The sequence below is a fragment of the Limnothrix sp. FACHB-1083 genome (assembly GCF_014696485.1).
Lineage (GTDB): Bacteria > Cyanobacteriota > Cyanobacteriia > CACIAM-69d > CACIAM-69d > CACIAM-69d.
In genome coordinates this window covers 229,613-244,110 of record NZ_JACJQD010000006.1, presented here as the reverse complement: position 1 = coordinate 244,110, position 14,498 = coordinate 229,613, and the positions used below count along the sequence as shown (strand labels likewise).

General features: G+C 63.2%; 1 protein-coding gene (cut by a window edge). It reads left to right on the top strand.

Annotated elements, in window-relative coordinates:
* Positions 1 to 14,498: the start of an SAM-dependent methyltransferase gene (locus tag H6F46_RS10080; protein WP_190354652.1), read on the top strand. The gene runs 14,512 nt beyond the window's last position; only the first 14,498 of its 29,010 coding nucleotides appear in the window; it begins with the start codon at positions 1 to 3; its stop codon lies beyond the right edge, outside the window.

Below are 14,498 nucleotides of genomic sequence, written 5' to 3'. Positions count from 1 at the left end.
ATGAACCGGGTTGAGATTTTAAAACAAGTCCAAATGGGACAACTGTCCCCCCAGGAGGCAGCTCGTCGCTTGGCCGTGGGGGAGACGCAGGCTGAGGTTCAACCCCAGGGTGCTCCGCAATTACCCTTGACGGATTTGGATCTAACCGGTGTGCTCTATCGTCCGGCTTGGCATTTGCTGTCGGCTCCGGCTGTGCCGCCGGCCACCGCAACGGCTACCCCGGTTTGGATTTATGGGGCAGCGGTTGAGGCGGCTCCGGAAATTCCGGGCGATCGCCCCTCGATCAACGGGGCCAAGCCGGATGTCCATTGCGCCGACCCCCATTCCCGCGACCTACAGCACCAATGGATTCAGCAGCTCGCGACGGCGTTGGGCCCCTCGGCTCAGTTGCGATCGTGGGCCACTGATTCAGCCTCCGAAGCGGCCTTGAGGGCGGATTTGCAAGGGGCGATCGAGCCGCTCACCATTCTTTGGGTCGATCGCGAGCCGAGCACCGATTGGCAGTCACCCGCTTCAGCTTTGGCCACCCTCGAAGCGGAAACCATTCCCGCTCTGCTGCGCCTGATTCGGGCCATCCATCACCAGGGCAAAGCCGCCAACCTCACCCTAAAGCTGATCACCTTCAATACCCACCGGGTGCTGGATTCGGAACAAACCTCGCCCCCCAACTTGCCCATGGGAGCCGTCTTGGCGGGGATGGTCAAAGTTCTGCGGCGGGAATATCCCAGCTTGCGGGTCACCGGTTTTGACCTCGATCTTTACGATCCCCATTGGCAGAACGCCACCACGGCCGCTGCTGGTTTCCAACAACTGCTGGCGGATCCGGGGGATCCCTGGGGCCGCGCGATCGCCTGGCGACGGGGCCGGCGGTTTGTGCAAACCCTCGCCCAACTCTCCGGCCCCAGCCCCACCACGGGCGACTCCCAGCCCAGCCCCATGCTGACTCCCCAGGGGGTGGTGGTGATTGCGGGCGGCACGGGCGGCATTGGGCACACCATTGGCCAATGGCTGGCGGAGCAGTGCCAATCACGGGTGGTGTTGCTGGGCCGGCGGGCCCTGAACGAGACCATTCAACAGCAACTTACCCAAATTCAACAGGCGGGCGGCGAGGCGATCTATCTACAGGCGGATATGACCGATCCGCAGCAACTGCATCAGGCGTTTCAAACCGCGCTCGATCGCTTTGGCCAAATCGATGCGGTCATCCACTCGGCCCTGATTCTGGAAGATAGCGCTCTCCATCGGCTGACGGAGGCGGCGGCGGCCCGTGTGTTGGCTCCCAAGGTGGCGGGATCCCTGTACCTATCCCAGGCGGCGATCGCCTCCGGGGCCAAGCTGTTGGTTTTCTTCTCCTCGGCCAATGTGTTTTATGGCACGCCGGGCCAAGCCAACTATGTGGCCGGTGGCACGTTCAAGGATGCTTGGGCGGGTCAGTTGGCCGGCTCCGGTTTGATTCAAGTGCAGTGCCTGAATTGGGGGTTTTGGGGAGAGGTGGGCATTGTGGCCTCCCCCGACTACCGGGCCCGCATGGCGCAACTGGAGGTGGCGGCCATTGACTGCGCCCTCGGGTTGGCGGGGTTTGCTTGGATGCTGAGCAGTGGTCTGCGTCAGTCCCTGGTTTTGCGCTGTGGGGAGGCGATGCGCCGGGAGTTGGGGTTAACGGGCGATCGCCCTGTGCAAAGTCAACTGCCCGATGCCGGAGCCTACCTATCGGCGGCCCTGGCCCGGATGGGCGATCGGACGGATCCGGTGGCAGATCAGGCCCTGGCCGAGTCCTTGGCGGTCTTGGAGGAAGTGAGTCAGTTGGCGCTGTTGGCGGCTTTTCCGCAGCGCTCTGACCTGGCCACCACCCACGAAGGGGCCCGGGCCCTCAGTTTGTCCCTGTTTCCCCTGTGGGAAGCGGCGGCGGCCCGACCCGGCTGGCGCGACCAGGCCGCCCAGTGGGAATCGGTGCGCGATCGGGTGGCCCAGCAGTTCCCCGAACTGACTCCCCATCTCCAGTTGCTATCCGCCTGTGTGGCGCAATATCCCCGGCTGTGGCGGGGGGAAGTGGCGGGCCATGAAATTTTGTTTCCCCAGGGTTCCAGTGAGCTGGTGGCTCCGGTCTATGCCAGTGGGTCTTTGGCCCAGCGCATGAATGCCACGGTGGTGGCGGTGTTGGCGGCCTGGCAAGCGGAACGGGGCCCCGATCGCCCCCTGCGGATTCTGGAAATTGGAGCAGGCACGGGAGCCACGGCCGCCGTCGTTTTGGCAGCCCTGCAAGATCACCCGCAACTCAGCTATGTTTTCACCGATATTTCTCCCGCCTTGGTGCGCCGAGCCACCGATCGCCTGGGTCACTATCGCGGCTGCCAGTTCCAAACCTTGAACATTGAACAAGACCCGATCGCCCAGGGATTTACCCCGGGGAGCTTCGATGTGGTCTTGGCGGCCAATGTGCTTCATGCCACGGCGAATATGGATGCCACCCTGAGCCGGGCGAAGTTGCTGCTGGGCAACCATGGCCTGCTGATTTTGGCGGAAGCCACCTCCAGCCAGCTTTTCTCGACCATGACCTTTGGGGTTACCAAGGGCTGGTGGGCCCACGACCCTGACCAACAACGCCTGCCCGGGGGCCCCCTGCTGGATCCCCAAGGTTGGGAAGCCCATTTGGTCAGCACAGGGTTTCAAGGGGTTCGGGCGATCGCCCTCGGATCCCCAGCGGCCAGCGCGATCGGCCCGGTTAGTGCGCCCTATCACGTGATTGTGGCGGAAAGTGACGGTTGGCTCCCCGAAACGGCCCTGCTCCCGATCGCCCCCCGGTTGGCCACTGATCCCGGTGCGAACCCGCGCACCCAGGCCAGTACCGAGAGCACCAATGGTGCAAATAACGTAAATAACGATCCCAACACAAAGGCCCCTGCGGGCCCAGAATCTGGGCGATCGCCCCAATCGGCCGCCAGTCATCGGGCAACCCTGAAGGGAATTTTTGCCCAAGTTTTGAAAATGGATCCCGCCGAACTGGCCACCGAGGCCACCTTTGAGGCGATGGGGGTGGATTCGCTGACGGTGTTGCAGTTAACCGAAGCCCTGGAGCGTCACTACGGGTCTCTGTCCAAAACCTTGCTCTATGAATACCCCACCCTGAGCCGCTTAGGGGCTTATTTCGATCAAAACCATGCCAGTTCCTTGCCCCCGGCCCCCAGTCCCGCGTTAACCAGTCCAACGCTCCCTCACTCACCGTCTAGCCATTCGGTGTCAACCCCTTCGATCGCGATCGACTCCCCGGTGACTAGCTCCCCGGTGTCTGAAACGCCCGCGATCGACCCGATGGCTCCCGATGTTCCCAATGCGGCCCCCTTCACCGCCGAGGAACCCGATCGCCCCCCGGTGGCCCCCGAAGCAGCGGCCATGGCGGCCATGGACTCACTGCCCACCAACGGTGACCAACCCTTGGCGATCGTGGGCCTGGCGGGTCGCTATCCCCAGGGCGAAACCTTGGAAGCCTTTTGGCAAACCCTGGCCGCAGGTCGCAGCGCCATTCAAGAAGTGCCCGCCGATCGCTTCGATTGGCAGCAGATTTTTGACCCTCAAGGGGGCGATCGCCAGAGCTACAGTCGCTGGGGTGGGTTCATTCAGGACGCGGATAAATTTGACGCGGCCTTCTTTGGCATTTCCCCCCGGGAAGCGCGGGACATGGATCCCCAAGAACGGGTGTTTTTAGAAACCGTTTGGGCCTGTTTGGAAGATGCGGGCTATCCGCCCCAGCGCCTGAAAGCGGCCGTTCGCCGGGCCAAGGCCGAGGGTGATCGGGCGGGGCGGCGGTTGCCGGGGAATCGCAATGATGTGGGGGTCTTTGCGGGAATTACCTACAGCAACTACCAGCTCTACGCGATCGAGCAGTGGCAACGGGGGCAACGGGCCGGGGCCCATGCGGCCTTTTGGTCCGTGGCCAATCGCACCTCCTGGCTGTTTGACTTCCAAGGGCCCAGCGTGAGTGTGGATACGGCCTGCTCCTCCTCGTTGGCGGCGATTCACTTGGCCTGTGAAAGCATTCGGCGGGGTGAATGTCGAGCCGCGATCGCTGGCGGGGTGAATCTGATTTTGCATCCCTTGCACCTCGTGAACCTCAGCCAATTGCGGATGCTCGCGCCCGGTGACCAATGCCGGGCCTTTGGGGCGGGGGCCAACGGGTTTGTGGATGGTGAAGGAGTGGGGGCGATTCTGATTCGTCCCTTGGCCGATGCCTTGGCGGCGGGTGATCGAATCCGGGGCGTAATTTTAGGATCGGCCATGAACTCCGCCGGCCGCACCCAGGGCTATACCGTGCCCAATCCCCTGGCCCAAGCGGATTTGATTTTGGATGCTTTGGAACAGGCGGAGGTTGATCCCGCCACGATTCAATATGTGGAAGCCCATGGCACAGGAACCGCCCTCGGGGATCCGATCGAGATTCGGGGCCTGACGGAGGCTTGGCGCAAACACACCGCCGCCAACCAAATTTGTGCGATCGGCTCCGTCAAGTCCAACATTGGCCACCTGGAATCGGCTGCGGGCATTGCCGGTTTAACCAAAATTCTGTTGCAGTTCCAGCATCGCGAACTGGTGCCTTCTCGCCACAGCGAAACGCCAAACCCACTGATTCCGTTTGCGGAAACTCCGTTTTATCTGCAAACCGATCGCACCCCTTGGCCAACCGAAACTCACCGCCCAAGGCGGGCGGCCCTCAGCAGCTTTGGAGCCGGGGGAGCCAATGTGCATCTGATTGTGCAAGAGGGGCCGGAGTCTGTCCGGCGGGAGCTGTCGCCGGTTTCCGGTTCCGCAACGCCCCTCCCTGTAGGCGATCGAGCCGTTGACGGGGCCATTAACGGGGCCGTTAGCGGGGCAACCGATGCCGGAACGGTCGCAACCGCAGCAACCACCGAAAGCCCCGGAGAAATCCCCGAAGAAATCATCGTTGTTTCAGCCAAATCCGCCGCCGCCTTGCGGGCCCAAGTGGAGCAATTGCTGCAACATCTGCGGGATTTATCCCCCGATGGTGATGCTTGGCGCGATTTTGCTTGGACGTTGCAGGTGGGCCGGGCCGCCATGCCCCATCGTTTGGCCCTGGTGGCGGCCTCGGCGGCGGACTGCTGTGAACAGTGGCAGGCCTTTTTGACCGCAGCGACCCTGCCTCAGGGGTGGGTGGGCCGCGTTACGCCCCAAAGCCAAGAGGCCGCCGAGGCCGAGGCTCCCACCTTGCCCGACCTTTGGGCCGCGCGGCGCTACGCCAAAATTGCCCGGTGGTGGGTTCAAGGGGGCGATCCCGATTGGGAAGCCTTGCCCCGATCGCAGCCCCGCCGTCTGTTGACCCTGCCCACCTATCCCTTTGAACGAGTGCGCTACTGGCCCGTGGAGGCGGATGAAGAGTTGATGTTTGCTCCCTCTGGATCGTCTGCTGGATCGTCCGCTGCCCCTCAGCCGATCGATCAGTTCATTGAACAGCCCACTGATCAAGAAGACTTTCGCCTGTTGGTGCCGCGTTGGTTTGCGGCTCCTCTGCCGGTGGCCCCGTCCCAACGGCCAGGGCTGCATTTGATTGTTCAGCGATCGCCCTCCCCTTGGGCCGAAGCCCTAGCCCAGCACTATCGCAGCTTGGGGGAAACCAGCCAGGTGCTGACCCTCAATCCCTTGGCGGGAGAAACCCTGTGGCGCAATTGGCTGGCCCAGACGACCCCGATCGCCAGCATTGACTTTTTGGGAATGATGGATGCCTGCGACTGGCAGGATGCGGTGGATGATTCCTGGGCATTTTTGCAAGGCATTCAAGTCTTGGCCCACCGTCACGATCCGCTGCCCCTGTTGCGAATTGTGACCCAAAGGGCCCAATCGGTGGTTCCGGGCGATCGCCTCATGCAGCCTTGGGCCGCACCGGCAATCGGCTTGGGCCGGGCCTGCCGCGCTGAATGCCCCAGCTTGCCCGTGGTTTGCGTTGATTTAGAGGCAACGGATCCCGCCCCAGCGGCGGCCCAAATTGTCGGGGAACTGGGGAGCGATGGGGCCCTGGAGGTGGCCTGGCGATCGGGTGAGCGTTGGGTGCGGGGCATGGCTGAGGCGGAACCGACCCCGGCCACTGCGAATCCCGATCGATCCCAAGGTTCCGCGATCTCGACCCTGCGGGATCGGGGTGTTTACCTAATTGTGGGCGGTGCGTCTGGGGTGGGGCTGGAGGTGGCCCAATGGCTGGCGGATCAGGTGCGGGCCCGGTTGGTATTGCTCGGGCGATCGCCCCAAGGAGAGTGCCAAACCCAGGCGATCGCCCAAATTCGCCAACGGGGCGGCGATGCCCTGTATCTACAGGCGGATGTGAGCGATCGGGCGGCGTTGCGGGCGGCCCTGACCCAGGCCCGACAACAGTTTGGCCCCATCACCGGGGCGATCCATTCCGCCATGGTTTTGGATAATCATCCCCTGACCGCCATGCCGGCCAAGGCCTATCGCACCGTGCTCGCCCCCAAGGTGGCCGGCAGCGTGGCCCTGGTCGAGGCCCTGCGCGAAGATCCCCTAGACTTCGTTTTATTTTTCTCCTCCCTGGCTTCCTTTGCGCCCACGCCGGGCAGCGCCAACTATGTGGCCGCCTGTGCCTTTGAAGATGCCTTTGCAACCTATCTCCAGGATGTGCAAGGCCTGTCTGCCTCGGTGATCAATTGGGGATTTTGGGGAGATGTGGGCCAACTGTCCACGGAAGCCGGCCGCACCCGCCTCGCCCAATGGGGGGTGCAGGCCATGGGGCGTGCCCTGGGCCTGCGATCGTTCGCCATGGTTTGGCAACGGGGCCTGCGCCAGTCCCTTCCCCTGCGGGCTTCCGCCAAGGTGCTGGATCTGCTGGGATTCCGTCCGTCAGACCCTTTGACGAATCACGGGGCTGACTCGGGGCCGACGGTGGCCGATCCGAGCCAATCAGCCCGGTTGGCAGCCCAAGACTACGTGACCCGATCGACCCTGGATGTGCCTCGCTATATCCAAGCCCTGGAGGAACTCGACGACCTCAGCCGCTGGTATCTGATCCGCGTTTGGGTGGAGTTTGATCTGTTTCCGGCCCCGGGAGAGTGGCGAACTCTGGAGCAGTTGCAACAACGGCTCTATCGATCGCCCAAATACGAGCGCCTTTTGAAGGCCCACTGCAACCTGCTGGCGGCCCAGCAAGTGTTGGAACTGCGGGGGGATGGGGAAGCGGTTCGATCGGGCCCAGCCCTGCCGGCGATCCGGGCCGCCCTCGGCCCCACGACCCTGGCGGAGCGCCACCGGGATTTTGTGCAGCGCTACCCGGACATGGTGGGTTTCACTCGAGTCCTGGAGGCCTGTTTGACCGTGGCGGACTACGGGGCCGTTTTGCAAGGGCAGAAACTGGCCACGGAAATCTTGTTCCCTGGCTCATCCCTGGATTTGGTGACGGGGATGTATCGCGACAATCCCTGGGTGGATCACTTTAACCAGGTGCTGGCGGCGGCCTTGGGCGGCGGGATGGCGGCCCAACCGGGGCGGCCCCTGCGGGTTTTGGAAGTGGGTGCGGGAACCGGTTCCACCACGCAATTTACGCTACCGGCCGTGGCGGCCCTGGCCGATCGGCTGGTGTATGACTTCACCGACGTGTCCCAAAGCTTTTTGCAGGCGGGTAAGGCGGCCTTTGGCCAGACCTATCCTTTCATGCAGTTTCGGCTGTTTGATCTCGATCGATCCGCCGAAGCCCAAGGCTTTGAATTGGGGGTCTACGACGCGATCGTGGCGACCAATGTGGTTCACGCCACGCGCCAAATTCAGCAATCGCTCAGTCACCTTGCCCAATTGCTCAAACCCGGTGGCCTGTTGCTGCTGAATGAGCTAACCCGCAAATCGGACTGCCAAACCATCACCGTCGCCCTGCTGGATGGGTGGTGGGCCTTCGAGGATCCGGCGGTGCGCCTGGAACATTCCCCCCTGCTGCCTCCCCAAAACTGGGTGCAACTGCTGGCGGAGGCCGGGTTAACGGTCAGCTCCCCCCCCGGCTCAACGGCCAAGTCGGGCCTGGGCAATGCCTATCAACAGCTCTTCATTGCGGCCCGGACTGCGGCCGCCAGCCCCCCGGCGGTGGCTCCTGTCTTGGCTGGGCCCGCCGCCAATTCTCCTGCCCCGATCGCCCCTGTCCCGATCGCTCCTGTCCCGATCGTTCCTGACGATCGCCCCTCTCCCGCGCGCATTTTGGCCATTAGTCAAGAGTTGGGGCAAATGATCGCGGCGGTGCTGGAGATGGATCACCACCCGGATCCTGAGCAAACGTTTTCGGATTTGGGGGTGGACTCGATCCTGTCTTCCCAGATTGCCCGGCGCATCAATGCCCGGTTTGGCAGCGAGATCGCCCCCACGGATTTTTATCGCTATGCCACGCCCCTGGAGATGGCCACCTATTTGGAATCCCAGGTGGTGGCAACCCCGGCTCCGACAGCACCGGCCCCGCCGCCAGTGGTGGATCCGGTGATCAGTCCAGCCCGGAGCAATCCATCGCTGGGTTCAGGGGTGGCGGCGGAGCTGACGGCAGCCGCTCCTGTGGGTGTGACCGCTCCTGCGGGTATGACTGCCGGGAATTCCCAGGTCGCCAGGCCGCAAACCCCGGTCGGAACCGCTCCCGATCGCGCCGGAACAGAGGCGATCGCGGTGATTGGTCTCTCCTGCCGGTTCCCCGGGGCCCGCAATGCGGATGAATTTTGGGACGTGCTGCGATCGGGACAAACGCCCTTCTCAGACCTGACTGAACGATGGGGCACTGTGAGCGATCGGCCCCTGCGAGGGGGGTTGTTGCCCGATGCCCTGGCCTTTGATCCACTCTTTTTCCGGCTGTCTCCTCGGGAAGCGGCCCAAATGGATCCCCAGCAGCGGGTTTTCCTAGAAGAGGCTTGGAAGGCGATCGAGGATGCTGGGTATGCTCCCGAATCCCTTGCAGACACACGCTGTGGCGTTTACGTGGGAGCCGCCCACAACTTCTATGGCCTCGATAGCCAGGACGGCCAGAACGGATCGGCCAACCGTGAACCCAACGCCATGGCTTCCTTGGGATCCTCCATGGCCATCTTGCCTGCGCGGATTGCCTATCACCTCAACCTCAAGGGCCCGGCGATCCCCGTGGATACCGCCTGTTCTTCCTCCCTGGTGGCCTTGCATTTGGCCTGTCAGGGATTGCTGCAAGGGGATTGTGATTTGGCCCTGGCGGGCGGGGTGGCCCTGCTGTTGCTCTCGCCCAGGGTGCATCAATTTTTGGACTACAGCGGAATGCTGTCGGCCACGAATCAATGCCGTCCCTTTGACCAAGCGGCCAATGGGTTTGTGCCGGCCGAAGGTTGCGGGGTGGTGATGTTGAAGCGCCTCAGCGAGGCCCAACGGGACGGCGACGCAATCTATGGGGTGATTCGGGCTTCGGGCATGAACCAGGATGGGCGCTCCAATGGGATTACGGCTCCCAATGTCCAAGCCCAAACGGAATTGGAACAGGCCCTCTACACCAAGGGGCAAATTGACCCCAGTACCCTGAGCTATGTGGAAGCCCATGGCACGGGCACAAAACTGGGCGACCCGATCGAGCTGCAAGCCCTCACGAAGGCGTTTCGGCATTGGACCGATGCTAAGCAGTTCTGTGCGATCGGCTCGGTGAAGGGCAACATTGGCCATGCCATGGCAGCGGCAGGGATGGCGGGCTTCATCAAAGTGCTCCTGAGCTTGAAGCATGAGGCCTTGCCCGCTTCATTACATCTGCAAACGCCCAATCCGGCCTTTGATTGGCAGCAATCTCCGTTTTATGTGCCCACACAGCCGCAGCCCTGGCCGCGCCAGGGCGATCGTCCCCGGCGGGCGGCCTTGAGTGCCTTTGGCTTCAGCGGCACGAATGCCCATGTGGTGATTGAAGAGGGCCCGGCCCGGGAACCCTTGCCCACCAGTTCGTTTAGCTTGCCTTGGCGGGTGATTCCGGTGTCGGCCCAATCGCGCCCGGCCCTGGAGCGTAATTTGGCCCAATTGGCCGCCTGGGCCGATCGTAATTCGGCCGCTTCCTTGGCGGATGTGGCCTGGACGCTGACCTTTGGCCGGCAGCATTTCGACTGTCGGGCGGTGTTGGTGGTGCAGTGGACGGCGGATTTGGTGACGGCCTCGCCCCTGCGGGATCCGGCGGCCGTGCCCGCCTCCTTGCCCCATGCGGCCCAGATCCGGGAGTTTCTGTCGGGGGCGGCGATCGCCTGGTCTGAGGTTTGGGAAGGGCCGCCCGGCCGGCGGATTTCCTTGCCCGCCTACGCCTTTGAGCGAGACATTTGCGCCCTCACGCCCCCGGTGGCTCCGACCCTGGCCACTCCGGTGATCCCAGCGGCCCCGATCGAACCCACGAAACCAACTCCCCTCGCGCCGGAGCCACCGATTGAGGATTGGCTTGATCGCACCTTGCACCGGGTGGAGGCCCAAGCCAGCCAGCAGGGAGACCCGCTCGTCGGTTGGGAAATGGTGTTTGAGCGTCTGGATAATTTGGGTGCGCTGGGCCTGTTGGCCACCTTCCAACAAGCGGGGGCCTTGCGAGCAGCCCACCGCCCGATCGCCCCCGCCGCTTTGCAGTCCTTGATTCAGCTTTCCCCAGACCATCAATTGCTGTTTGCGGGCCTGTTGGCGATTCTCCAAAACACCGGATGGCTGGTGGAGGTGGCGGGGGAACTGGCGCTGAATCCCGATCGCCCCGAAGGTTGCGCTTCCCAAGTAGCCGCCACCCGATCGCGCTTGGAGGCAGAACTGCGCAGCCAATGCCCAGCCTGCCGCCCCTATCTCGATCTGCTGCAACTGTGCCTGAATCATTACCCGGATTTGTTGGCCGGGCGCTTGGCCGTCACGGATTTGCTCTACACCCCCGAGGTTTTGCCCTGGGTGGAAGCGATCAACCGTGAAACTCCCCTTGCGGATCACTTCAACGGGTTGGTGGCCACGGCGGTGGCCACGGCCGTGCGCGATCGGGTGGCCCAGTCCGGCTCAGCACCGATTCAAATTCTGGAAATTGGTGCGGGAACCGGCGCGACCACCGCTGGGGTATTGCAAGCCTTGGCTCCCCTCGGCTCCCAGGTGACCTATCACTTTACGGATTTGTCGCCGGCCTTTGTCCACCGGGGGCGCAATCGCTGGGGCGAGCAGTATCCCTTCACCCGCTATGCTCCGCTGGACATCGAAGCGGATTTGGCCAGCCAAGGGTTTGCCCCCGGTCAATTTGCCATTATTTGCGCGGCCAACGTGCTCCATGCCACGCGCCGCATTGATCACACCCTGGCCCAAGTGCATCAGCTCCTGGCTCCTGGAGGGTTGGTGATTCTCAGCGAAGTTTGTCACTTCGAGGTTTTTGCAACCCTCACCTTTGGCTTAACCCGGGGCTGGTGGCTGTTTGAGGATGCCCCCAACCGCATTCCCCACTCACCGTTGCTGACCCCGTTGAATTGGCGGCGTTGCCTGGCGGCCCAAGGCTTTCCCCGGGTGCGCACCTTGGGGGTGCGCCATCCCCAATCGCCCGAGACTTACCTGCAAAGTTTGATTGTGGCTCAACGTAGTCCGCAGTCTGCAGCCCAGGCGGTTTCCCCTGCGCCCGATCGAGTGACTGATCAGGTGTCGGATCCATTACCCAGCCCAGCCTCTGGCCCATGCGCCAATCAATTCGCCAATCAAGCGCCTCAGCCATCCTTCCAGCCCGTGCCCGCCGTGCCTGTTTCGGCCCAGGGGGGCCCCGATCGCTGTGAGCAACGGGTTGTGGAATTGTTGGCGAATTATCTGAATGTGCCGGCCGATCGCCTAGATCCCAAGCGTCCCTTTGCCGATTTGGGGGTTGATTCGATCGTGGCGATCGAGCTAGCCAAGTTACTTAATGCTGAATTAGCCATTGAGTTGCGATCGACGGATCTGTTTAACTACCCCACCGGGCAGCAATTGGCCCGCCACATTGAGCAAGCCTTTCCCGATTGGCGACGGCCCACCGCACCGCCGATCGGGACGGCTCCCGCTCCCGAGGCCGCGCCCTTACCCCAAGCGGCCACGCCCCCGGTGTCCTCGCCTGGAACCAAGCCCCCCGGTCGGCAAATTGCGATCATTGGCATGGCCGGCCAGTTTCCTGGGGCCCGGAATTTGGCGGAATTTTGGCAGGTGATCCAACGGGGCCAGCCGGTGGTGGGTGAAGTGCCGCCCGATCGCTGGGATTGGCGGGCCATCTATGACCCCGATCGACTGGCTCCCCACAAAACCCCCAGCCGCCACGGGGGCTTCCTTGATGACGTGGGGGCGTTTGATCCGGCCCTGTTCCAAATTTCGCCCCGGGAAGCGGAGTTTATGGATCCGCAGCAGCGCCTGTTGCTGATGGAAACCTGGGCCGCCCTGGAGGATGCGGGCTATCCGCAGCAGCGCTTGGATGGCAGCCGCACGGGCGTGTTTGTGGGCGCGTCGAGTGGCGACTATTGGGAACTGTTGCTGGCATCGGGGCTACCGGTGGATGGCTACACCTTCACGGGTAACGCGGGGGCCATGTTGCCAGCACGCATTGCCTACTGGTTGAACCTGAAGGGGCCGACCCTGGCGATCGACTCGGCCTGTTCTTCGTCCCTAATTGCGGTGCATACCGCCTGCGAAAGTATCGAGCAGGGCCATTGCGACTTGGCGATTGCGGGTGGGGTGAGCGTGTTGGCCACGCCTCGGCTGCACCTGCTGCTGGGCAAGGTGGGAATGCTGTCGCCCACGGGAACCTGCAAACCCTTTGACCACAGCGCCGATGGCATTGTGATCAGCGAAGGGGTGGGGGTTGTGATTTTGAAACCCCTGGATCGGGCCTTGGCCGATGGCGATCGGATCCATGCGGTGATTCAAGGGTCAGGCACCAATCAGGATGGCAAAACCAGCAGCCTCACGGCCCCCAGCGGCCCGGCCCAAACCACCCTCATTCAGGAGGTCTATCAGCGGTTTGGCCTGGATCCCCGATCGATCAGCTATGTGGAAACCCATGGCACGGGCACGCCCTTGGGCGATCCGATCGAACTCCATGCCCTGAGCGATGCCCTCCGCGCCGCTGATCTGCCCCCCGCTTCCATCCCGATCGGCTCCGTGAAAGGGGTGATTGGTCATTCCTTGACCGCCGCCGGGATTGCGTCCCTGTTGAAGGTGGTGTTGGCCCTGAAGCATCGATCATTGCCCCCTTGCCCCCTCTCCACCGGTCTGAATGGCCATATCCAACTGGATGCCAGCCCCCTGCGGTTGGATCCCTACGGCAGCCCTTGGACTCAGACCCCGCGCCTAGCCGCCATCAGCTCCTTTGGGGCCAATGGGGCGAACTGCCACATGGTTTTGGCGGCGGCTCCCGAGGTGGCCGCGCCGGCCCTGCCCGCCCGCCCGGAATATCTGTTGGTGCTGTCGGCGCGCGATCGGGCCCAATTGCGACAACGGGTGGCGGATTTGCTCCAGCACCTGACCAGCCAAGAGCCGCTGCCCCTGGCGGATTTGGCCGTGACCCTGGCCACCAAGCGCAGCCATTTGGCGGTGCGGGCGGCTTGGGTGGCCAGCAGTTGGGATGAACAACTGGCCAACCTGCGACAGATTCACCAGGCCCTGTTGGTAATTACGCCTCGGGCGATCGCCCCGGAAGCCACACCAGCTCAGTCCTGGTTGATTACCCCGTCGGACGATCCGATCCTCACGCCCGATGGCGCACTGAGCGACAACCAGCGGGATCAGGTGGCTCAACTGCTCCAAAGCGGCCGGAGCGATCGCCCCTTCCTGTTGTCTTTGGCGGCGGAGTTTGTGGCGGGAACCCTGTCGGATCTGACGGCGCTTTACCCGCAGCCGGGCCGGTTGGTGGATTTGCCGCGCTATCCGTTCGATCGCACCCGCTACTGGGTGCAACGGTCGCCCCAGCCCACCCCCTCAGCCCTATCCCCAACCCCCACCCGCGATCTCACCTTTTGGATGAGTCAGCATCATGTGCAGGGCACCGCCGTCTTACCCGGTGCGGCGATTTTGCAACAGATGCTGGAAGCCGGCCAGGCGGCGGGCCATCCGATCGGGGAGCTGCGGGATATCGGTTGGTTGCACCCGGTGCAGGCGGGCATGGCGTTGGTTCCCCAATGGCAAACCCAGGACTCGCGGTTGCTGCTGCAATTGCAAGCCAGCATGGAGCCGGATCCCAGCGGGGTCACGGCATCGCCCGATCGCCCCTGTGCCACCGCCGTTTGGATCTCTACCCCCAGCGCTCCATCGCCCTCGGAAACCCCCAGACTCGATCCCGATGCCGTGCAACGACGTTGTGGCAGCGCTTGGACGCAAAAGGCGTTCTACGACCTGGTGGATGGCCGCGATGTGGTTCATGGCCCGCTGTATCGCACCGTTGAGCAATTGTGGGCCGGCCCCTTTGAGGCCCTGGGCAAGCTGAAAGCGCCCGCCTCAGAATTGGCCTGGTTGCCTCGGATGGCGCTGCACCCCTCGTTGCTGGATGGGGCGTTGCAATGCGTGATGGGCCT